We start from the raw sequence: 21,470 nt of genomic DNA on the forward strand, positions 1-21,470 counted from the left end.
TCTAGTGTCCTTTAACGTCAGCGTAAACTAGCGTGAGAGTGCAAAGACCATAAATTAACCAAGGTTATTTGGCGAAATTAAAGGCACTATTATGACAACAACAAACAAAAACTATCAGTCTTACTATCAAGACTTTCAACAGGATCCAGAAGCATTTTGGCTTAAGCAGGTACAAAAGCTGAACTGGCACACACAGCCGACTCAAGGTGTCAGCCAATGCTATGAGCAACTTGATCATTGGTTTGCAGATGGTGAGCTGAACACCTGCTATTTGGCACTCGATCATCATATTGAACAGGGACGAGGTGAGCAGTTGGCGCTTATTTATGACTCACCAGTCACTGAGCAAAAACGAACTTACACTTATAAGCAACTTCATGCAGCGGTTAGTTTGTTTGCTGGTGGCTTAAAAAACTTAGGGGTAGAAGCGGGCGATCGCGTGGTGATTTACATGCCGATGATCCCTGAGGCGTCTATTGCTATGCTGGCCTGTGCCCGAATTGGCGCCGTTCACTCAGTGGTTTTCGGTGGCTTTGCCCCGCGAGAACTTGCTATGCGCATTGATGATGCCAAACCTAAACTGGTGCTTACTGCATCATGCGGTGTTGAGCCTAGCCGCATAATTGAATACAAGCCTATGCTGGACGAAGCACTCGAGCTTGCAGAACACAAAGTTGATCATTGCGTGGTCTTTCAACGACCACAAGCTCAAGCGCAGTTACAAGATGAGCGAGATTTAGATTGGCTAGCCGTTCTTGAAAAAGCGTATCCAACAGATGCTTTACCACTCCCTGCAACTCACCCGCTTTATATTCTTTATACTTCTGGCACCACAGGTACTCCGAAAGGCGTTTTGCGCGAACAGGGTGGTCATGCGGTAGCACTTAATTACAGCATGCAAACCGTTTATGGCATGCAGCCTGGGCAAGTATTTTGGGCAGCTTCGGACATAGGTTGGGTCGTCGGCCACTCATATATTGTTTATGGGCCGTTAATTTATGGCTGCACCACGGTTTTATACGAAGGCAAGCCCGTATTTACACCAGACGCTGGTGCATTTTGGCGAGTAGTAGAAGAGTATAAAGTGAATGCGTTGTTTAGTGCGCCAACGGCTTTCAGAGCGATTAAAAAGCAAGATCCTGAAGCCGAGTTATTAGCAAAATACGATGTGTCTAGTTTACAAAGGTTGTTCTTAGCAGGCGAACGGCTAGACCCGGCGACTTATGAATGGCTGCAAGATAAAACAAGCTTACCAGTGATTGATCACTGGTGGCAAACGGAAACAGGGTGGGCAATTGCTTGTAACCCAGTGGGTATTGAGCAACTTCCAACCAAAGCGGGCAGTGCTACGGTACCCACACCTGGTTATCAGGTTCACATTCTTGATGTAGATGGCAACCAATGTGAAGCGAATGAACAAGGTGTGGTTGCGTTGAAATTACCACTACCACCAGGGTGTCTTACCACAATTTGGGGCAATGCCGATCGTTTTAAGCAAAGTTATCTGTCTCAATACAAAGGCTATTATTTATCGGGTGATGGCGGCTACATCGACGAAGATGGCTACTTGTTTATCATGGGTCGAACCGATGACGTGATTAATGTGGCGGGCCACCGTTTATCAACCGGAGAAATGGAAGAAGTGGTTGCGGCGCACCCAAGTGTGGCTGAGTGCGCGGTGTTTGCAAGCAAAGATACCCTAAAAGGGCAAGTACCCGTTGCTATGGTGGTAACGAAAGAAGGCTGTACCAAGCAAGACGATGAAATTGCCGCTGAAATTCGTACCTCTATTCGTGCTCAAATTGGTGCTATTGCGTGTTTGCAAACCATTCAAGTTGTAGAGCGATTACCTAAAACTCGTTCTGGCAAGATACTGCGCAAAAACCTACGACAGTTAGTCGATGGTGAGCAAATACAAGTTCCTTCGACAATTGAAGACCCTTCAGTGATTGAAGAGATACAAGCTCAGTGGCTTTCTCTAAATAGTTAACTTGCCAAATTTTTTTGAAAAGGAGGTTTTAATAACCTCCGTTTTTGCGCCCACTTAGATCATGGTCAATACTTAGTCAAAATAAAATTCGTGCTTGTTGACTATGATAAATACATTAACCGTTCAATCTAGACTCATTTTACTCGCATGTATGCCTATTATTTTGTTTATAGGTGCGACGATTTTTACTTTAAAAGAAGTCAAAATTATCGTTCATGATTTGGATGAGTTATACGACCTTCGTGTCATCCCTATGCAAGAAATCAAAGTCGTGTCAGACGATTATGCCGTCATTATCGTCGACACATTTCACAAGCTCAGAGGTGAGGTAGTCACTAAAGAGCAAGCCATAGCTGATATTTTAAAAGCACAAGAGGTAGCCCGAAAAAACTGGCAGCTTTATCTAAAAAATGTGACGGGTGCAGAAGAAAAAAAGCTTATTAGTTTAGCAGAGCAGCGTCGTGGAGAAGTGGATCACCTGATTGAGCAATATTTATCAGAGATAAGAAACAATACTTTTAGCTCAAAAGATTATTCATTGTTTATAAAAAAACTTTATAGCACCTTTGACCCGCTTAGTGAGAGTTTTAATGACTTAATTAACTATCAAGTAAAGCAAGCTCAACTGCTAAAAATCGAAGGTGATAATGAAGCTGAGAAGGTCGAGTTTTCACTTATTGCTTTGTCTGTAGTTATTGTATTTGCCATGTTGTCAGTAGGCTTCCTAATCTATCAAAGTATCAATGCGCCTTTAACAAAAATGGCTCAAACCATAGAGCAAGTTGTTAGAGATACAGATTTAACGTTACGTGTTGAAGAAAGTGGCAATGATGAGTTTAGTAAAATAGCGACTGACTTTAATATGATGATGGATAAATTTCATGCCATGTTAAATCAAATCTCATCGGCCATTGAATCCTTGTCCGGCTTATCTGGTCAAGTCGCTAAATCTGGTGAGCAAATGGCATCTTCGGCTTTAGAGCAAGAGCAGCAAACCGCAATGATTGCACAAGCAATTACTGAAATGAGTTCAGCCATTGCTGAAGTATCAGAAAGTGCATCGCGTACCGCAACACATGCTGAAGATGCTGAAAATTTATCAATTGAAGGGCAAAAAACCATTGAAGAGAGTATTGGTGCAATTCATGAGCTCGCTGAGTTAGTGGTAAATAATGCTCAGCTAATTAATGAATTAAACAATCAAACTACCGAAATCAATCAAGTTGTGATGATGATCCAAGGCGTTGCTGAACAAACAAATTTATTAGCCCTCAATGCAGCCATTGAAGCTGCGAGAGCGGGAGATTCAGGACGAGGTTTTGCGGTTGTTGCAGATGAAGTGAGAACGCTGGCACATAACACTCAAAAGGCCACTGAGAATATTAAAGAGATGATCAGTAAGCTGCAAACTCAAGCTAATCATGCGGTTTCAGCAATGTCTGATGCTGAGAATAGGGCTTCAAAAAGTGTAGAAATGGCTGAACATTCTTCTCTAAAAATTCAAGCAATTAGTAGCTCTGTGAGTGAAATTGCATCGATGAATATTCAAGTGTCAACGGCCACGGAAGAACAAACCTCTGTTACGAGCGAAATGTCTAATTCTATTGAAGTTTTTAATTTAAGTATTAATGAAATCTCAATGAGTGCTCAAAATAACTCAGTTTCAGGTGAAGAGTTGTCAGATATGGCAGAGCAATTAAAGCAAGAAATAAAACAATTTAAAGTTTAAAAGCATAGATTTTAGTGTCACGGCAAAAAACAGAATATAAAAGTTTGCAACAGGAAAGTTATTGCCTCTACATGACGACTTGAGTTCGTTTTTCAGTGCTTTGTTGATGATTTTAAATGGTACAAAGTTTGCTAACTTTATCTGAGTACTCATTTTTAAATTCAGTCTTACGCTCAGATTAGGGATAGCAATGAAAATTCATACTAGTATGTATACCGCTCAAAGCTTTAATAAAGCGCATTCAGCCTTACAAAAAGACAGTCCTGATAAGCATGACTCGTTTGCTAGTCAGTTAAATAATTTAAATAAAGCTGAAGAATATCAACCACAATCTGCCGTTGCTCTCTTAACAAAAAATCTACCCTTGTCGGAACAAGCAAAAGAGCTCTATCATATAGCCAAAGACAAAGCCTCTGAGCGAGTTGATGATACGTTAAGCGACAGAGAGCGCTCTATCGAAACTTATAAAGAAACCATGATAGAGATAATGGAAATGCCAATTGATGTAGAAATATTACCTTCAGAAATCAATGAGGCACTTATCTTCAATAACTTAGGTATAAATTATCTTGATTACAAAGAGCTAAAAGTGCGCATAGAAATGCTTTCGTTGACAGATCAAGATATAGATGAAGACTCAGCATTGCATCGCTCTGATAAAGAGAAGTTAAGAAATATGACCGCTGATTTAAGCGCGCAACTACAACTGCAAATTGATGATTTATTGGCTGGCAAAGATAAGCCAGATGAAGAAAACCAGCGGCTCAATTTTAGTAACCAAATCAATACGCAATTTGAAGATCTCGGTCTGAATGATGTTGATAAATTTGATTTGCTAAAAAGAATGGTGTGATATGTGAGTGCTTCAAGCTGAGCGGCTAAAAGCACTCACATATTAATTTTGCTTTTTTATTAAACCGCAGCTAAGTATCTGCGCTCCACATCAGCCCAATTAATGACATTAAAAAAGGCATTAATATACTCTGGGCGGCGATTTTGATACTTCAAGTAGTATGCATGTTCCCATACATCTAAGCCTAAAATAGGCACTTGATTATCCATTAGTGGGCTGTCTTGATTGAGTGAACTGGTTACTTGTAGCTCACCTTGCTCGTTCACAACTAGCCAAGCCCAGCCGCTACCGAAACGTGTGAGTGCTGCTTTGATGAAAAGTTCTTTGAAAGTGTCAAAGTTGCCAAATGTTCTATTGATATCATCAGCCAGTTTGCCTTCATGTAACTGTCCACCGTTCTCAGACATCACTTCCCAAAATAGACTGTGATTATGATGCCCACCAACATGGTCTCTCACTGCACCTTGAAGAGAGCTTGGTAGGGTTTGGATATTTCTTAATAACCATTCGTCACTCCTATCTGCAAATTCAGTGCCTGAAAGCGCTTCGTTTGCTTTATTTACATAGGTTTGATGATGCAGGGTATGGTGAATTTCCATGGTTTTTGTATCGATATGTGGCTCTAATGCGTCATATTGATAATTTAGTTTTGGTAGTGTGAATGGCATTAAGCACTCCTTCGGTTTTGATAGATATAAATTAGTGATAAGTCAGCGATGTGACGGAATAGGGTTCAGAGATTTTATCTAGCTTGTTCAGTAAATTTGGTGATTGAGCAAGATGCTTACGGATTGCAAATGAATGATGCTGTAGCTGAGACAAATGTTTTGAAAATAAATAGTGGTTTTCGTCTTGAGTAGTATTCAGTAAGCAGTGTCCACAATCACACACTACGTTATAGCCCTCAACTAAGAAGTCACAAGCAATTTCATGTTTTCCTTGGGCCATAGAAGAGTCGACTAAATTCAGGTATGACACAACAAGTGCTGGTACAAATTGATCAATCACCCAAGATGTAGGTGGCGGTGTATTTGAAGTTATGAAACCACCAATATCAGCTAAGTGTTCTAAGCTATCTTGGTATAATTTGTCCGCAGTAATATAGCGATTGTTTTCGAATGCGTTGTTACCTTCGCATATTGTATTTTGCCAAGTGAGCATAGCCTGTTGGATCAGCGTGTTATTGGTATCCATAAGTAAATATATAAAATACAATTGAAAATGATTGTTATTTATATTTGATCTTTTCAGCTTTATTGTCAAAGTGAAATTACTTATAGGGCATAAATTTATATTTAATAACTTGAATTAAAGGAGGGAGATCACAATTAAGTTGATTATGTATTAATCAACTTTTAGGTAGTTAAAATGGATTTTTTAACCATTGGGTTAGGAGTTTTAATTATTTTACTGTTTGTTTTTTTGGGAAGAAGAGCGACAATATGGGCTAAGAAAATGCCTAAAGGCGCCTATTTATTTATGGCACTCATGCCGCTGATTTCATTGTTTCCAATTCCACCACCGGCATTTAAAAACGTGGCTAAAGCAAAGCAAGAGCAACCCAAACGTAAAGAAGATAACGGCGATGATAAATAGCAGAGTAAGGTTCATTTGCATTATTTTAGTGTCATCAGCCTTGCCGCTAGCTCTGAGAGCATAACCCTAATTAACAGCCTATTAGACGAGGTTCAGAGGCTTAAACGAACCTTGTTGTTTAATAGATGACAGGGTATTTTCTAAGTGGGCGAGCATATTATCGTAAACAAAATTACCCATTGAAATACGTTTCACACCGAGTTGTTGCAGTAGGCCAAAGCTGGCTAGTTCTGGCATACACATTATATTGAGTGGCAAATTGCAGTGCGCTACGAGTTTTCTTATATCGTCAAGCGCGGTTAAACAAGGTAAGAAGATACCATCGGCCCCTGCGTCTTCGTACAGGCTAATTCTCTCTATTGTTTCGGGTAAAGCGGTGGCTGCATCTACAATATAAGTATCTGAGCGGACGTTTATAAACATTTCAATTTTAGCGTTATTCAAATGTGCTTTAATTTGCGACAGTTTCTCACTGAAATCATGTTTACCGACTAAAGATCTGCGGCCATTGATTAATTGGCTGTCTTCGATATTAATACCCACCACTCCTAACTTTGCCAGTTTTGCAATGTTATCTACAATCTCTTGTGGCGTGTCAGCATAACCAGCTTCTATATCCACACTAAGTGGTAATGTGGTCACTTCTGATATTTGCTTTACGACCGCTAATAATTTTTCATAACAGATGTTGTGACCATCGGTTTTTCCTAGTGACGTCGCAATAGCTGCACTTGATGTGCCGATTGCCAGATAGCCAAGTTTGTCGGCAATGATAGCGCTCGCTGCATCCCATACATTACAAAGAATAAGAGGCGTCTCTTGGTGATGTAATTCTTTAAACATAATACGTTCCTAGTGTGGCTTTAGTTAACGAGGTAAATATTAAATTTAACGATATATTTTTACTCGACAGTTTCGGAACTGAATGTTCGCATTATTTTTTCAGCTTTCAGCTTTCAGCTTTCAGCTTTCAGCTTTCAGCTTTCAGCTTTTTATCCATCAATTTTTTCAATCATACCAATCGGAAAATTTACACTTTACCTCAAGTTAACTTGAGCTTTTAAAGTGGCTTCATCAAATCAACAGATAAAAAAATATCAAAGGATGAAGACAATGAAGCACACAACAAAGCACACAACAATAATCGAAAGAATCACGCAATTTTTTAACGCAGCAGCTTTTCACGCCGTTTTTAACCAAACTATGGCTAACAAGTAAGGAGCGCATTATGTATTTAGAACATGTAAATTTAGTCGTCAGCAATATCGAACGTTCACTCAAGTTTTATCAGGCAGCATTTCCACATTGGTTTATTCGCAGCAAAGGTGAGGGAGAATGGTATGGAAAACAGCGTACGTGGGTACATTTTGGCGATGATTACCATTATTTAGCCATGAGCGACCACGGTGAAGGTGACAACCGTAGGCTTGAAGGGCATCAAGTGGGTCTCGCGCACTTTGCGTATGTTGTTAAGAATATCGAGGCGCTTGCAAAAAGAATGTTAGCAGCAGGGTTTGAAATAGATAAGGTTGGCAGTGACCATCCATTTAGAAAAAACCTTTATTTCATTGACCCAGACGGTTTTGAAGTGGAATTTGTAGAGTATTTATCTGATCTACCGAATGAACGAAACTCAGATTAATTTTGTGTAATAGGCATATATTATATATATGCCTTAATTTTCTCCGCGACTTTTTCTATATGCTCCGGCTTAGCTTTCACTTCAGCGTGGGCTTTTAAGCCGTGTAATGAACCAGGAATGATATGAAAGTGAAAGTGTGGCACAGTTTGGCCTGCGGCATTGCCATTATGCTGCACAATCGAAGTACCTTGCACGTTTAGTGCTTGCTCAACGGCCTTACCTACCTTCTGTACTGTTTTCATACATGCCAGTGCGGCTTGATCTGTGAGGTCGTAAATCGTTGTAGCAGCTTGTTTTGGAATAACCAGAGCATGTCCTTCTTTTTGCGGCATGATATCCATAAAAGCAAGCGTATAGTCGTCTTCAAATAATTTAATGCAAGGGGCTTGGCCTTTTAAAATCTTCGCAAAGATATTATTTGCTTGGTATTGATCTTTCATTTTTGCCTCGGTTACGTCACAGGGTTGTAATCTTGCTGATTTTTATCATGCGAATACTTAGAATTTATTACAAGTAGATGCGGTAAATGGATCACCATGCATTGAGAGGTTATGTAAACTATCCAATTTATATATCTGACTTGCGGATAAAACCCTTCGCCTTGATGACCGTATATCCAAAAGTTGCCGATGATGGCATCGGCAACAGCAGCCAGAATAAAGCCCATGCCAACCAGTAATTCACCTTTTGATGCTTTAAAACCGCCGCAAGATACGATAAACGCAAAGCCTGTAAAACCAACAACGCCAATCAGCATGGCATAAATCCCTGTGCTGATGGTGATAAACAAGTCAGTATTAGGAAGGTGCATCATAGCCATTGAGATCATACCGACCACACAGCCAGCGATCACAGGGTATCTGATAAAGTGTTTATCTTTGGTGTTTAATTCGATGGCACGAATACCAGCGAGTAAAAGTAGAGTGTAGCCAGGCAAGAAAAAGTAAATAGAATCGGCTAAATAGTCATGTTTGATGATGCTTTCATATCGATAAAAGGTTTCAGGAAGATTGAAGTTAGTGATATCGCCTAAAAGGCAAAAGCAAAGCGATAAAAAATTGAGCCACGCTATTTTTATGAGGGTTTTGTCATTTGTGTTGCCAATTACCCATCGTTTTATCAGTAAACTATTAAAGAGCAATGCAATTAAAACCACACTCTCAATGGTTAAGATGATGCCTCTTTCATGCCCTTCAATTGACCAAAAGCTGAATAACGCACCTATTGCATCAATGAATGCCAAGCTAACAATAATGCAAGATATACGAACCAGCGTCACACTTTTCATGAAGCATCCTTTTGCTATTTATTACCGCGTTCCTGTTTGTTAAACATTATTTAAGCTAACTTATTGATGAACTCGTCTAATAAGCTTTTCAGTTGCTTAGCTTTTTCAATATCGATTTGGCTATTTTCAAGCAATTGTAGTGGAATACAAGCCGCTTCACTTTTTAGTGCTTGGCCTTTTTCGGTCAGTTTTATAATCACTTTACGCTCATCAAACTCGCTTCTTGCTCTTTCTACTAATTCGGCGCTCTGCATTCTTTTTAGTAGCGGTGTTAAGGTATTGCTGCTTAGCATGACTTTATCACCGATGTCACTCACCGTTAAGCCGTCTTGCTCCCAGAGGATCAACAAAACAATATATTGTGGATAAGTCAGGCCATGGGCTTCAAGCAAAGGCTGGTAAAGACGCGTTACCAGCCTAGATGCGGCATAAAGCGGAAAGCACAACTGATTTTCTAATTTAAGTAAATCATCGTTTTGCATCTGCGCACTCTCTACAGTAGCTTTTCAATCTTCTTAGCAATTGCTTGCGGTTTAGTCACTGGTGCAAAGCGGCTCTCAACTTCACCATGACGATTGATCAAAAACTTTGTGAAATTCCATTTAATGTTTTTGCCAAAAAAGCCTGTTTTCTTAGACTTTAAATATTGAAAAACTGGGTGTGCATTTTCACCATTTACATCCACTTTTTCGCTGATCAAAAAGTCAACGCCATAGTTAATCAAACATCCTTGCTGAATGGTACTGGCATCACCAGGCTCTTGATTGCCAAATTGGTTGCAAGGAAAACCGATGATCACAAGGCCTTTGCCTGCGTATTCTTCGTGAAGCTTTTGCATGCCTTCATATTGATAAGTAAACCCACATTCACTTGCGGTATTAACGATCAATACAACTTTATCTTTAAAATCAGAGAAGTTGATCGGTTTGCCTTGTAAGCTTGTCGCTTTTAAATCATAAAACATAAATTAAGCACCTTTTTATTTTTAACCGTGCAAGACTGTATCGCGTGCGACATAAAAGATCAAACACTAATCAGTGAATGATATTTTGTAATCTAATGCCAGATGATCGCTACCCGGTAGTGAGTGGGTTTTGAATTGAGAGACTTTAACGCTGTTACTCGTTAAACAATGATCTATCGGTAAACCGGTTAACCAACCATAAGGATGTAGGTATTTAGAAGCATGCCAAGATGCATACATGCCTGTTTGTTGATAGCACGGGGTGAGTTGATGATGACGTGGGAAGTGATTTGACCAAGGTGTGGTATTAAAATCACCGGCCACCAGAATATGTTTATTTTTCGCAAGTTCTACCAAGGGTTGAACACTGCCCAATAACACATTGCGTTTTTGCCATTTATCTGGGGTACGTGGTGAGGGTGGGTGCAATAAAATGAGGTCGAGCTTTTTTTTAGGTAATTGCAAAGTCAAAGTAATAACCGTACCTTTTCGTGGCAAAACTTTATGTTTTTTTATGTCGGTAAGTGGGTATTTACTAATTATTCCCATTCCATCAGGAAAGCCATCATAATCCCCATCACCAAACTTATAACGCTTAGCTGCTATTTCCAGAAAGAGTGGTTTTTGTTCTTGGTTAAATTCGTAAAAAAGATATAAGTCGGCATCGAGCGAGTTTAGTTCTTCAACGGCAGTTCGTAGCACTGGGTTGTAGTAACTTAAGTTGGCCTGCACGATATGCAGCTTGGGAGGCTCGTTTAAATATTCCTTTTCTAAAGGTTGTGCCATACTAAACAACCAAAGGTGGCTACTGGCAAAAAGAACGATTGAAACAACAGCCGATATCGCGCCAACTTTAACCGACTTTAACAGCAAAGGAATACTAAAAAACAACGCCAATATAAAAAAGTGAAGTTGAAAGTTACTCAGTAAATCGAGCAGGTAATACTCGCCACTTAATGCCACTAAAGGCAGTAAGATCAGCATGAGTAAAACTAGCTCAATCAGTAGTAATATGAACAGCAATGCATCACCAAATCACGTTTCTATTTAGCTAAACTTTAGTCTAGGTGACAAAAAAATGAGAAGTTTTAGTCCCTTAAAATGATTGAAGGATGGGATTAATCTTAGTGTTTCTTAGAAGTTAACCAGCTCGGTTATCAATCCATTCACTCATTACCACATGGGTTTTTATCTTTACAAAATCCGGCTGTGCGTCGAGGTGTTCGCGGATTTCATGTAAGCGCTGCATTGACTCTGCCTGTACAAACACCAACAAGTCCATGTCACCGGTGATCCCACGACAAGTAACCACTTCAGGAATAGCCTGAAACAAAGGGACGACTTCAGAGCAACGCGCGCATTGATGTTGTATTTCAAAATAAGCAGATACGCCAACTTTTTGAGACTCGCTCAGCAATACTTGATAGCCTCGAATGACGCCGTTTTGCTCGAGCTTTTTAATTCTTTCGGTAACCGCGGAGCGTGAAAGGCTCACTGTATCGGCAATGGCCGAGACGCTTTGGCGCGCATTCTTCTTTAATTCAGCAATGATCTGCTTGTCGAACTTATCCACTATAAAGCACTTTTTGATATTTCTAGACAGGCACGAATTTTACACGGCCCGAATTTTTATGAAAGTGATATTGCAGGACTAAATTCGATTAACATTTGCAACAATCTTCGCTTTATATTGAAAAGCTATTCAGCCTCATAATTTGCTCGCTATTTGCAAGGAGTGAAATAAAAAAACAAATGTTACAAAGTGATTCTATGTTTTGCTTAGTGTTTTTACTCTACCTCTGATATTGATGCGACTTATTCTTATCCTATTAATATAGTTAGTTTTTTATTTATTCCTCTTTTAAGCTATAAATTATTTGTGGTACTATCTTCGTAGTTTTAGAAAGCGTATTTATTGAGTCAATTTGATAGCTAAGCAAATTATTGATCAATAAATATGACTAAACGATAGTGGAATCAATGGTAGATTTTGCTCGTTGCTTTGTTCTATTTAAGTAGTTAATGGATTAATGTTGTATGCTCGAACAGTCTAAGTCTCACCTTTCTTTTTTTTCTTCTTCTATTTTTATTGCTGAAAACGATAACGCACTAAAAAATTTTGGTTTAACAGAGCTACTCTATTTCAAAAACATCGATTCGTTTGAGACTGAGTTTTCAGCAAAGCAACATATTGGGTTAATCATTCTAGATTTACCAGCTCAAAAACAAGATGAAACATTGGCTTTCTTAAGGCAGTCAGAGACGTTTTGGTTAAGCACCATATTTGTTTGCCAAGCGAGCTCGCTGTCGACTCATTTAGCCAATGGTATTTGGTCTGAGCAAAGCAAATCATTGGCTGAGTTTAGTGAAACCCGTAAAAAGCAGTTGGCAGTAAACAGCACTTTGGTTGAAACTGCGGTGATGAAGTTACTCAGTTACTTGTGGGTGTTTAAAGGAGCGACTTTACTGCCAGCTAAATCGCCTCAAATGCAATCTCTGTATTGGTACCCGTTACTACAAGCTTGGGGCATAAAAGCCGAAGACAGTATTAATTGGCTTGCCTCTGTCGTTCGAAGAAACTGGCTAGAAGTGGATACACTTGTTAATCGTGTGCGTTATTGCCAGTCTTGTCACAGTGGTCATCTTAATTATGTTGATACTTGCCCATCATGCCAATCCATAGATATAGGGCTTAAAGCAAGTTTGCATTGCTTTAATTGCGGCCATGTTGCAGCAGAGCATGAGTTTAAGCAGCAAATCGGATTGGGGTGCCCAAACTGTTCAAAACCGCTTCGTCATATTGGCGTTGATTATGATAGACCCATCGAAAATCAGCAGTGCAATAGCTGTTTTAACTTGTTTGTAGACTCAGATGTGGTTGCGGACTGCATGGATTGCGGTGAGAAGAATGACGTAAATAACCTGATAGTGCAGAGTGTTAATAGTTACAAGTTATCAGCAAATGGCCGCAATTTGGCGAAATTTGGCGAAAAGTTCAATAGCTTTATGTTCGACCAAGCTGAAAATATTAACTTCACGCAATTTTGCTGGTTATTACAGTGGCAAAATAACCTAGCGCTTAGGCACAAACAAGAACATAGCGTTGTTTACATTACAATGGAAAATGTTGAGCAATTCATTCAAGACAAAGGCGAGAAAGTGGCTTTTTCACTGTTTGATGAGCTTGAACAGCGGATCGCAAAAAGCATTCGTCTTACCGACATTTGCTGTGTACAAGAAGAGCATAGTTTACTGTTGTTTTTGCCACTCACTCCATTAGCACAATTGCCAAAAATCTATCAAAAACTCAATGAAATAGAGCTATTACAGTCAGATAAGAATATCGCCTTGTCAATTAAAGCGTTGGCGCTGCCAGATAAAAGCATGTCTGATGATGTGAATATGTGGTTGTTTGAGGCACTTGAGCAAGCTAGGCGCATTGAGTTTTGAGCGAACTAAATACTATCTGGTATCTAGTCGCCAACATATTCTCACAAGCGACAGAGTTTTTTACCCAAATGATGATGTTCGTGCCCATGTATTTGGCTTACGAAATGCCATTGTTTGCGTTGATCACGCTAGGCGTACTTAAGTGGCGTAGGGCAAATGCAAAATTGCTAAAACAGCCCTCCCATTATTTCCCAAAAGTGAGTTGTATCATTACCTGTTATGCCGAAGGGGATGCGGTAAAAACGACCATAGAGTCTTTGGTGGAACAAACATATCCGGGAGAAGTTGAAATCATCGCTGTGGTTGATGGTGCGGTACAAAATAAACATACCTATACGGTAGCGAGTTTTTGTATGAAAAACATCAAGCGAGCAAAACGACATATTCGAGTGTTGCCAAAATGGCAACGCGGCGGGCGAGTATCTACTTTAAATGCGGGCCTTGATGCGGCTAAAGGTGACATCGTTGTCAATGTAGATGCCGACACCTCGTTCGACAATGATATGTTGTGCCGCATAGTACGCTTATTTGAAGATCCGAATGTACCCGCAGTTGGTGGTGCGCTTAGAGTAAGAAACGTAACTAGCTCTATTTGGACAAGAATGCAGGCAATCGAGTATTTAGTGTCTATGCAGGGCGGTAAAACAGGGCTTGCGCAATGGAACCTTATTAACAATATTTCAGGGGCTTTTGGGGCATTTAGAAAAGACTTCTTAAAGCAAATTGGTGGCTGGGATACCCACACAGCCGAAGACCTTGATTTAACTATACGTATTAAACAATACTTTAAGCGCCATCCTAATCTCAAAATTCCCTATGCGACACTTGCAATAGGTCACACTGATGCACCTGACGATTTCAAAACCTTGTTATGGCAAAGATTACGATGGGATGGTGACTTACTGTTTTTGTATTTTCGAAAACATTGGCCAGCCTTTTCGCCAAAATTACTGGGTTGGAAAAGCTTTTTATTCACCTTGCTCTATGGCTTTTTACAAAATGTGATGCTGCCGTTTGTGGTATTGGTGTATTTAATCGTCACTATGATTATCTATCCTTGGCAATTTATTGTGTCTTTGTCTTTGGTTATTTTTACGCTGTATTTTTTCACCATCGCGTACTTTTACACCTTAGTTTTATTAGGTGTATCTGAGCGACCAAAACAAGATCTCAAGTTAGCAGTGTGGCTACCGCTTTATCCCATTTATTCCATGATCATGCGCACCATTTGTTGTTTTGCATTGCTCAATGAGCTGGTTCGCCGTTCCCATGAAGAAAGTTCGATGGCACCTTGGTGGGTGCTAAAAAAAGGACAAAAGTTTTAGTTATTAACTGTTTTTTAAGTTCTCGTTAGGTTTTAAAAGATGAAAATTAGGTTTAATGGAAGTACCAAGTCTGAAAATCCGCAAGTTGAGAAAGGGCTGAATGTGGCTTACGCAGGAAGCAAGCGCGCCGCCTATCAGTTCCGCTGGTATCTTTTAGTATTATTGGTGACGTCTCCGATAGGGTTAGTTTTATGGTTATTTCTTTTCCCCAAAGTGTCAATTGTGGCCCCTGGCATAGTGACCAGTGAACCGCTTACTATTCGAGCGCCATACGATGGCGTGATTAAATCTGTGCATGTCAGCAAGGCGATGAATGTCGAACAAGCTCAAGATTTATTGGTACTGAGCAATACGGAGCTTGAGGCACAATACAACGAAATAAACCGACAAATGATGATGCTTTACACTCAGCACATGCCACAAAGTCAGATCATTTTAAGTCAGTTAGAGCAACGTAAAAAAGTCGCTAAACAAGGTGTTCAGCGACAAAAAGAGTTACTTGAAAAATACGAAAGATTTAAGCAAAAAGGGGTGATCCCCGCAGCTGATTTAGCCAGTGCGGTGAATGCGTACAATGCTGCACAAATGGCGTATGAGCAAACTAAAGTTGATATTTCAAGAGAGAAAGAACGTCAAGAACTAGAGCGCCGTTTTGGCTTAAAAGGGCAAAGATATAATGACCTAAGCTATGAGTTTTCGCGTTTAGCTGCACTTAAGCAGTCGCTGTTTATAAAAACCGACAATGCAGGGCGAATAGAAGACGTATTGGTGCAAACTGGTGATCGTGTCACTGCAGGGCAGCCTTTATTACTCATTGATACACAAAAAGAAAGTAAAGTAGTCGCCTATTTAGACCCAAAGCACCTTGAATATTCGAACATAGGACAAGAGGCGCAAATTCGCTTTCCGGATGGTACCAAGCTTAATGCAAGGATCAGTGAGCCCACCGAGTTAACCTCTCGCTTACCAAGTTTCTTAATGGGGCCATTTGAGGGAGAAAAAACTGCACTAAAGATTACTTTAAGTTTACCGATCCCAAACCATTTTCAGGTCGAAGGGTTACCAATTGATGTCAGGTTTAAACATCAAAAGGTTGAACAAGCATTTGCTTTGTTTGAAGAAAACGACTTACTTTGAATGCAATTTATATAATTATCTCAGTCAGTACTTTTTAAGCCTAACAGTACTGACCTTTTGACCTGTAATTATTTTCTATTTTTAAACCAGTCACCAGAAAAACAGTGGTGTTATTGCTGCTTTATTTAGGCATTCGACTGCAATGCTTAACTCTCAAAAAGATACACATTTGTGTCTATAGACACCTCTTAACTAGCCTTTAAACCATTATCAAAACAAAAAAGAAAAAACCAACCAACTGATTTTTATAGATAAATAAAATAACTCAAACTGTACTATTGACGAAGTAGTACACTCGAACTACTGTACTACTACAGATAGTACAGTAAATAATTAGCTAATGACAAAAACTACTGCACTGGCGATACAAATTGTGACCGGGGACGCTCGGCCGATTTTTCGTCAAATTGTCGATGGCATTCGAAAAGAGATTGCCAGCGGAACATTACCAACAGGAAGTAAGTTACCCAGTGTGCGTGGCTTGGCAATGCAATTGACCATTAACGCAAATACGGTAGCCAAAGCCTACAACGAATTAACTGACCTTGGCTTAGTCGAATCAAAGAAGGGTTTAGGCCTTTTTGTGACTCAGCAACAGTGCACTTTATCTGAGGAAGAGCGAACGCAAAAGCTTGAGCAAGCTACCGATGATTTCATAAATGAGATCATCAGCTTAGGCTTTAGTCACCGAGAGATTATTGAGCATGTACAAGGGCAATTACAGACGATTAATAAGCAGGATAAAGAGCGTTAGTTATGGCTAATTACATTATCGAAACCCGAGCACTGCATAAGCGTTTTGGAAAGAAAGTCGCGATCCAATCTCTTAATTTGAAAATAGCTCAAGGTGGCATTCATGCCGTGATTGGTGCTAATGGTGCGGGTAAAAGCACCTTATTTAGAATACTCCTAGGACTCGATGCCCCGACCTCGGGTGAGTCTTTTATCTTGGGCCATAACAGTCAGTCTTTAGAGCCTGAACACAGAGGTCGCATTGGCTATGTGAACGAAGAGCATACTCTGCCAACCTGGATGAAAGTCCATGAAGTGACCGCCATGCAGAAAAATCTTTATAAAAACTGGCGACAAGATCTTTATGACAGTGTGATCGGTAACTTTAACGTTGAGCAGTCACAAAAAGTATCGGCGTTATCTCGCGGTGAAAGAGCCGGTCTAAATCTCGCTATGGCCTTAGCGCAAGCGCCAGAAGTGCTGATTTTAGATGAGCCAACGCTGGGTTTAGACGTCGTTGCCAAGCAAGCGTTTTTAGAAGCTCTGATGTTCACCCAAGCAGATATCGACACCACCATAGTGTACTGCTCGCATCAGATGGAAGAGATAGAACGTGTCGCTGAACAGTTAATCGTGATTGAAAATGGCGAGATGAAATATAACGAATGTCCTGAAAAATTCTGCGACATGGTGACGTATTGGATCTTTGATGAGGCCTTGAGTGAGTCACAACTTAGCACACTGGGTAACGTACTTTCTGCACGTATTATAGACGAACAAACCCACTTAGTTTTGGCTGACTTAGAGGCCGCAGAGGCATTAGAAAAGCTTAATGCACTTGGCATAGAAGCCGCTACGCAAGTCCCTGTTAGCTTAGATAAAGCCATCGCTTCTATCTTGGCAAAAAATCACCGAGTACCACAGTAGGAGAGCGTGATGTTTGATTTATTCAAAAGTGAATATCAGCGCTACCAACTTTTTGCTTGGGGCATATGCCTATTGCAATTGGTGCTGTGGAGCACATTCAGCAAATTTTTCTCAGTGGTAGAGCCGCAATCTGAGTTGCATCTTTTTATTATTTTAGGTGGTGTTGCTGTTGGGGTGTTATTTGGGGTGGTGTCTGTGTCTTTACATAGAAGAAAGAACCATTGGATCTATCTGATGCATCGACCTTTATCTAAAGGGCGAATTTATTTTGCTCTAAGTCTAGCCGGTGCATTACTGCTTTTTATTGCCTTTATTCTGCCATTTTTAGTGAATGTGTTGATTGCAGATGTCACGACGCAGCAAGTGGTTGAAGCAAGACATTACACAAACGTTGTGCATGCATTTTTGGTCATGCTATGTGGCTATACATTGGGTCAATTTATTGCGTTGGCAAACAATAAACTCGCAATTGGCGTATTGTTCTCACTCACCTATTTGATTTTAAGACGCCAAGAAAGTGTGCTGTATTTCTTGCTGTTAGATTCAATGTTCTTACTGTTTAGCGGTTATTTAGCTTATGCTTCATTTCGCGTTAATCTTGCAGCAGAGCAAACATCTAAGCGGTTCATCGGCATTGCTGTGCTTTTTATTCAGCCTGTTGCGGTTGTGGGTTTAATATCGTTAAAAGCTTTTTATTACCATATTCCTCTGAGCTTAACTTCGCAGCAATACGACTTAGCGAAACCCCTGCACGAATTAGAAACCCAAGGGCAATTTGATTATGAATTATTACGAAAGCACACTGATCTTGAGGTAATGCAATGGCTTGCCAGAGATATCGAACAGCCACTTGGCGATACGATACAAAGGCAGCTTAAACTTGCTAAAACCAACACGTTATCGCGAGCACACTTTTATAAGCCTCAACATAAGCATGGCTTTTACTTACATACTCGACATAGTCAGTTTGCGCTAGAGACAGATACCACAAAATGGGTGTTCTCTCATTCAGAAATGCTATTTGTCGGTATTGATAGACAAACTGGTGAACGAGTTGGCTTCTTAGGCCGCACAGGGTTTGTAGACCAAGCAAGTCAGCTGACCGAGTCTGATAAATTTGCCGATGTGGCTGTGGCAGTACAAACAAGCACTCACTATGTGCAAACCAAAAATAAGCTTTATCAAGTTGATTTTGAGAATAAACGTATCGACTTGAAACTTGCATTAACTGGTTCAGAAGAGCACTTCACCTCGACTTTAGTACCTATGTTTGATGTGATCTTTATGAGCTCAAACCAGCAAGTTTATCTATTCAATAAAGTGGAATTTGTTGACAGTCTTGGCGGCCTAGCACCAATCAAACAAGTGTCGCTAGACTTTGCACACCCTGTATCGCCTGAGTTTGTGATGGCAGAGGTGATGGACGGTTATGTGCTCATGGTGCACGACGGCAATTTATTTGCGGCACTCAAAGCTGGTGCTCAATTAATTTACCTGCCTCATGAGGGCGACAACATCACACTAGTGAGCAAAGAAATGCAGCTTTCAGCGCTGCCAGATTGGTTGCATCAACAAAAGTTAATGTTCTCTCCATTGGTGTTGAATGTGGTAGATAACTTAGTGCATTCAACTTTGATGTTTAATTCTGAACCCTCAAAAGGCAAAGGTTTTATTTGGCAAAGACCGATCGATTTGAGTTTTGCATTTCTTATTATCTTTGGTTGTTTGCTTTCAGTTGCTGCAATCTTCTATCTTGGCAAAAAAGCCCAATTAGACAATAAAACGCATAAGTTTTGGTTATTGATTGCGCTCGTCACAGGCCCAACTGCGCTGATTGCATTCTTGATACTGATGCCATGGCCGAAATTACAAGGATTAATTAAAAGGGAGTCAGTCGCATGAGGGATTTATTCTTATCTGAGCTTAATCGATATAAAGTGTATGCCAAAACGGCGGCATTTATATTTCTAGCTTTACTGGCTTATTTATCGAGTCAGGGCGATCTTATGGCTGGCCGAGGCATGTTCAGCACTGTGCTGAGTGGCCTTGCGATAATACTGCCTTTGATCTTTTCTGTGACGCAATTTTTATTACATAAAAGGAAGAACCATTGGGCGTATCTGATGCACCGCCCATTAGCTGAGCAAATCATTTTCAAAGCGTTGATCGCAGCAGGGTTAAGCATTGTGATGATGGTCCTCGTAGTACCATTACTGTTTATGCTCGTTGTGTTAGACAGTGCGTCACTTGAGCTCATTGAGTTTAGGCATTACCTGTATGTGGGCCACGTAGCACTTATTGCAATATTTGCGTATTTCACCGGTGTATATATTGCGCTTTCGGCAAATAAAGGGGCATTACTGATTCTTGGCATGCTGCTCTTTGTGCTCAATAGCACGCCAAATTCGCCGTTTCTTGTGTTGTTTGTTGACTTGATAATGGTTGCTCTTGTGTATTTTTTAGCAAGAGCAGCCTTCAAATTGAATGTCAGTCAACACGATACTCGCATGAGTCGCCAATTTATCGCAGCTATACTCATGGGGCCTGCTTTGGGTGCCATTTTAATGTCGACTCAGGCTCTGTTTTACCATATTCCGGTTACGCTATTTTCGACCCATCCTGACCGTTTTGAAAAAGCCGACATACCCGAGTATTACGCTTCAATGTGGGGGCCAGATGCCAAAGCGGTTCTAGATAGAATTTTACCTGCTGATGAAACACAGTGGCGAGCACATTTGCTACCGAATTTAGAGGGTGTCAGCACATTATTTATGAGCACACATCCTACTTCATTCGATACTTTGAACCAGTTGATGCATCAAGATCAGCAACAAAGATACATAGACATGAAAACCCTAACTAAGTGGCAGTTTTCACATCAATATCAAGTATTTTTCGGTTATGACTTGGTTAGCAAAAACCTCAAACATGTCATTGATCAAAATGGTTTTCATGCTGTTACATCAATTGATGACATACAAAACCTAGAGGCATTTGCTCATCCGCCAAGATTGATCGCAGGTCGTTTTATCCAAACACCTAATACGCTTTACGTACTTGATTTTGAAGAGCAGTACATGGAAATAAAGTTTCAAACGCAAGACGGTGAATACTTTTATGGGCCTTTTGAAACTGAACGCGATGGTGAACTTGTCTCTATGGCCACAAATCAAAGAGCATTGGTATTCGAAAAGCGTGATTTCTTTGCCTTGAATACCAGCAGTGCACCGCTTTTCTCTGTTGCGTATCCTGAGCAAGCCTTTGGCAGAATGTATACGCAGTTTTATATGTTACCTGATGGAGCGTTATTTCTATTCCATGGTCGCTCTTACTTTGGCTTCCAAAAACCGGGTGTGTCTGTGGTGTTTGCTGACTATGCAGGCGAAGTGACGCAGGTAACTTCAAAGCAATATATTGCACATAGACCTTTACCTAAGTTTGTGGCCGAGCAAGAGTTTTGGCAGTCGCCGATTTTCTTTGCCACCGTATTTGAATCAGCCAATGAGGCGTTAAACAGCAATGATCAAAGTATTGGCGCTGTATTTAATGACACTATTTCGAGAACAAGGTCAGCTCAAGTTATGGCATATGCCATAGGGTTTACTTTATTCAGTATGGCTTTGGTTTATCTGCTGGCAAGACGAGCACAATTAAGCACACAGCAACAACTGTTCTGGGTGGGTATGGCTCTATTCATGAGCTTAATTGGCGTGGCTTGTTTTATGTTGTTGACCCCATGGCTTAGCAACATAAGAGGCGCGAAAATCAAAGTCTCATCAACTTCTTCTAACGCAACCCTAAATTAACCAAGTGATGCGCTTCGGCGCATCAACAACC

Annotated in this window: 21 protein-coding genes; 12 read left to right on the forward strand and 9 right to left on the reverse strand. The window is 40.3% G+C overall.

All coding sequences use genetic code 11. The features are described from left to right. Positions 1 to 91 precede the first annotated feature (91 nt). The 3 genes from C1E24_RS12125 (at position 92) to C1E24_RS12135 (ending at position 4,572) form a co-directional block, all read left to right on the forward strand. Positions 92 to 1,990: a propionyl-CoA synthetase gene (locus C1E24_RS12125; RefSeq protein ID WP_138481799.1), complete on the forward strand. Its 1,899-nt coding sequence runs from the start codon at positions 92 to 94 to the stop codon at positions 1,988 to 1,990. 103 nt (positions 1,991 to 2,093) lie between these two features. After that, complete coding sequence (locus C1E24_RS12130) at positions 2,094 to 3,719, forward strand: methyl-accepting chemotaxis protein (protein ID WP_138481801.1); 1,626 nt, start codon at positions 2,094 to 2,096, stop codon at positions 3,717 to 3,719. 190 nt (positions 3,720 to 3,909) lie between these two features. After that, the gene (locus C1E24_RS12135) at positions 3,910 to 4,572 is read left to right on the forward strand and encodes a hypothetical protein (RefSeq protein WP_138481803.1); all 663 of its coding nucleotides are present in this window, start codon (positions 3,910 to 3,912) and stop codon (positions 4,570 to 4,572) included. Positions 4,573 to 4,631: 59 nt separating this feature from the next. On the opposite strand, the gene C1E24_RS12140 is transcribed toward C1E24_RS12135, so the two are convergent. Further along, the gene (locus C1E24_RS12140; RefSeq protein ID WP_138481805.1) at positions 4,632 to 5,240 is read right to left on the reverse strand and encodes a superoxide dismutase; all 609 of its coding nucleotides are present in this window, start codon (positions 5,238 to 5,240) and stop codon (positions 4,632 to 4,634) included. Between the two features lie 31 nt (positions 5,241 to 5,271). After that, on the reverse strand, positions 5,272 to 5,766 hold the full coding sequence (locus C1E24_RS12145) for a hypothetical protein (protein ID WP_138481807.1): 495 nt from the start codon (positions 5,764 to 5,766) through the stop codon (positions 5,272 to 5,274). A gap of 174 nt (positions 5,767 to 5,940) precedes the next feature. Here C1E24_RS12145 and C1E24_RS12150 point away from each other — a divergent pair, with 174 nt between their 5' ends. After that, positions 5,941 to 6,168 (forward strand): hypothetical protein, encoded by a 228-nt coding sequence (locus tag C1E24_RS12150; RefSeq protein WP_138481809.1) that lies wholly within the window; start codon positions 5,941 to 5,943, stop codon positions 6,166 to 6,168. An 81-nt stretch (positions 6,169 to 6,249) separates the two neighbouring features. On the opposite strand, the gene C1E24_RS12155 is transcribed toward C1E24_RS12150, so the two are convergent. Continuing rightward, positions 6,250 to 7,011 carry an isocitrate lyase/PEP mutase family protein gene (locus C1E24_RS12155; protein ID WP_138481811.1) on the reverse strand — a complete coding sequence of 254 codons (762 nt, stop codon included), beginning with the start codon at positions 7,009 to 7,011 and terminating at the stop codon, positions 6,250 to 6,252. 385 nt (positions 7,012 to 7,396) lie between these two features. Here C1E24_RS12155 and C1E24_RS12160 point away from each other — a divergent pair, with 385 nt between their 5' ends. Next, positions 7,397 to 7,810, forward strand: coding sequence for a VOC family protein (locus C1E24_RS12160; RefSeq protein WP_138481813.1), 414 nt, complete (start codon positions 7,397 to 7,399; stop codon positions 7,808 to 7,810). 20 nt (positions 7,811 to 7,830) lie between these two features. Here C1E24_RS12160 and C1E24_RS12165 read toward each other — a convergent pair whose 3' ends face one another. From C1E24_RS12165 to C1E24_RS12190, 6 genes are all read right to left on the reverse strand, one after another. Then, positions 7,831 to 8,250, reverse strand: a complete 420-nt coding sequence (locus C1E24_RS12165) for an HIT family protein (protein WP_138481815.1) — start codon at positions 8,248 to 8,250, stop codon at positions 7,831 to 7,833. An 11-nt stretch (positions 8,251 to 8,261) separates the two neighbouring features. Further along, positions 8,262 to 9,098 (reverse strand): hypothetical protein, encoded by an 837-nt coding sequence (locus C1E24_RS12170; RefSeq protein ID WP_138481817.1) that lies wholly within the window; start codon positions 9,096 to 9,098, stop codon positions 8,262 to 8,264. Between the two features lie 50 nt (positions 9,099 to 9,148). After that, entirely contained in the window at positions 9,149 to 9,580 is a 432-nt protein-coding gene (locus C1E24_RS12175; protein WP_138481819.1) for a MarR family winged helix-turn-helix transcriptional regulator, read from the reverse strand. Positions 9,581 to 9,591: 11 nt separating this feature from the next. Continuing rightward, positions 9,592 to 10,062 (reverse strand): glutathione peroxidase, encoded by a 471-nt coding sequence (locus tag C1E24_RS12180; protein ID WP_138481821.1) that lies wholly within the window; start codon positions 10,060 to 10,062, stop codon positions 9,592 to 9,594. Positions 10,063 to 10,128: 66 nt separating this feature from the next. Next, the gene (locus C1E24_RS12185; protein WP_138481823.1) at positions 10,129 to 11,085 is read right to left on the reverse strand and encodes an endonuclease/exonuclease/phosphatase family protein; all 957 of its coding nucleotides are present in this window, start codon (positions 11,083 to 11,085) and stop codon (positions 10,129 to 10,131) included. A gap of 118 nt (positions 11,086 to 11,203) precedes the next feature. Beyond that, a complete protein-coding gene (locus C1E24_RS12190) occupies positions 11,204 to 11,635 on the reverse strand; it encodes an Lrp/AsnC family transcriptional regulator (protein ID WP_138481825.1) in 432 nt (143 codons plus the stop codon). 464 nt (positions 11,636 to 12,099) lie between these two features. On the opposite strand from C1E24_RS12190, the gene C1E24_RS12195 reads away from it, so the two are divergent. The 7 genes from C1E24_RS12195 (at position 12,100) to C1E24_RS12225 (ending at position 21,439) form a co-directional block, all read left to right on the forward strand. Next, complete coding sequence (locus tag C1E24_RS12195) at positions 12,100 to 13,512, forward strand: hypothetical protein (protein ID WP_138481827.1); 1,413 nt, start codon at positions 12,100 to 12,102, stop codon at positions 13,510 to 13,512. Next, positions 13,509 to 14,837: a glycosyltransferase family 2 protein gene (locus C1E24_RS12200; protein WP_240722006.1), complete on the forward strand. Its 1,329-nt coding sequence runs from the start codon at positions 13,509 to 13,511 to the stop codon at positions 14,835 to 14,837. Before C1E24_RS12195 ends, C1E24_RS12200 begins: the two co-directional genes overlap by 4 nt. A gap of 39 nt (positions 14,838 to 14,876) precedes the next feature. Next, positions 14,877 to 15,974, forward strand: coding sequence for an HlyD family secretion protein (locus C1E24_RS12205; RefSeq protein WP_138481829.1), 1,098 nt, complete (start codon positions 14,877 to 14,879; stop codon positions 15,972 to 15,974). Between the two features lie 340 nt (positions 15,975 to 16,314). Continuing rightward, a complete protein-coding gene (locus C1E24_RS12210; RefSeq protein WP_206078133.1) occupies positions 16,315 to 16,728 on the forward strand; it encodes a GntR family transcriptional regulator in 414 nt (137 codons plus the stop codon). Between the two features lie 2 nt (positions 16,729 to 16,730). Beyond that, positions 16,731 to 17,633, forward strand: a complete 903-nt coding sequence (locus C1E24_RS12215; RefSeq protein WP_138481831.1) for an ABC transporter ATP-binding protein — start codon at positions 16,731 to 16,733, stop codon at positions 17,631 to 17,633. A gap of 9 nt (positions 17,634 to 17,642) precedes the next feature. Next, entirely contained in the window at positions 17,643 to 19,535 is a 1,893-nt protein-coding gene (locus tag C1E24_RS12220) for a hypothetical protein (RefSeq protein WP_138481833.1), read from the forward strand. After that, on the forward strand, positions 19,532 to 21,439 hold the full coding sequence (locus C1E24_RS12225) for a hypothetical protein (protein WP_138481834.1): 1,908 nt from the start codon (positions 19,532 to 19,534) through the stop codon (positions 21,437 to 21,439). Before C1E24_RS12220 ends, C1E24_RS12225 begins: the two co-directional genes overlap by 4 nt. The last annotated feature ends 31 nt before the right edge of the window (positions 21,440 to 21,470 follow it).

This window comes from Pseudoalteromonas phenolica, assembly GCF_005876835.1.
Lineage (GTDB): Bacteria > Pseudomonadota > Gammaproteobacteria > Enterobacterales > Alteromonadaceae > Pseudoalteromonas > Pseudoalteromonas phenolica_B.

Excerpts from the sequence above, each read along its gene's own strand:
- C1E24_RS12125 (WP_138481799.1), top strand. The coding sequence starts at position 92 with ATGACAACAACAAACAAAAACTATCAGTCTTACTATCAAGACTTTCAA.
- C1E24_RS12130 (WP_138481801.1), top strand. The coding sequence starts at position 2,094 with ATGATAAATACATTAACCGTTCAATCTAGACTCATTTTACTCGCATGT.
- C1E24_RS12135 (WP_138481803.1), top strand. The coding sequence starts at position 3,910 with ATGAAAATTCATACTAGTATGTATACCGCTCAAAGCTTTAATAAAGCG.
- C1E24_RS12140 (WP_138481805.1), bottom strand. The coding sequence starts at position 5,240 with ATGCCATTCACACTACCAAAACTAAATTATCAATATGACGCATTAGAG.
- C1E24_RS12145 (WP_138481807.1), bottom strand. The coding sequence starts at position 5,766 with ATGGATACCAATAACACGCTGATCCAACAGGCTATGCTCACTTGGCAA.
- C1E24_RS12150 (WP_138481809.1), top strand. The coding sequence starts at position 5,941 with ATGGATTTTTTAACCATTGGGTTAGGAGTTTTAATTATTTTACTGTTT.
- C1E24_RS12155 (WP_138481811.1), bottom strand. The coding sequence starts at position 7,011 with ATGTTTAAAGAATTACATCACCAAGAGACGCCTCTTATTCTTTGTAAT.
- C1E24_RS12160 (WP_138481813.1), top strand. The coding sequence starts at position 7,397 with ATGTATTTAGAACATGTAAATTTAGTCGTCAGCAATATCGAACGTTCA.
- C1E24_RS12165 (WP_138481815.1), bottom strand. The coding sequence starts at position 8,250 with ATGAAAGATCAATACCAAGCAAATAATATCTTTGCGAAGATTTTAAAA.
- C1E24_RS12170 (WP_138481817.1), bottom strand. The coding sequence starts at position 9,098 with ATGAAAAGTGTGACGCTGGTTCGTATATCTTGCATTATTGTTAGCTTG.
- C1E24_RS12175 (WP_138481819.1), bottom strand. The coding sequence starts at position 9,580 with ATGCAAAACGATGATTTACTTAAATTAGAAAATCAGTTGTGCTTTCCG.
- C1E24_RS12180 (WP_138481821.1), bottom strand. The coding sequence starts at position 10,062 with ATGTTTTATGATTTAAAAGCGACAAGCTTACAAGGCAAACCGATCAAC.
- C1E24_RS12195 (WP_138481827.1), top strand. The coding sequence starts at position 12,100 with ATGCTCGAACAGTCTAAGTCTCACCTTTCTTTTTTTTCTTCTTCTATT.
- C1E24_RS12205 (WP_138481829.1), top strand. The coding sequence starts at position 14,877 with ATGAAAATTAGGTTTAATGGAAGTACCAAGTCTGAAAATCCGCAAGTT.
- C1E24_RS12210 (WP_206078133.1), top strand. The coding sequence starts at position 16,315 with ATGACAAAAACTACTGCACTGGCGATACAAATTGTGACCGGGGACGCT.
- C1E24_RS12215 (WP_138481831.1), top strand. The coding sequence starts at position 16,731 with ATGGCTAATTACATTATCGAAACCCGAGCACTGCATAAGCGTTTTGGA.
- C1E24_RS12220 (WP_138481833.1), top strand. The coding sequence starts at position 17,643 with ATGTTTGATTTATTCAAAAGTGAATATCAGCGCTACCAACTTTTTGCT.
- C1E24_RS12225 (WP_138481834.1), top strand. The coding sequence starts at position 19,532 with ATGAGGGATTTATTCTTATCTGAGCTTAATCGATATAAAGTGTATGCC.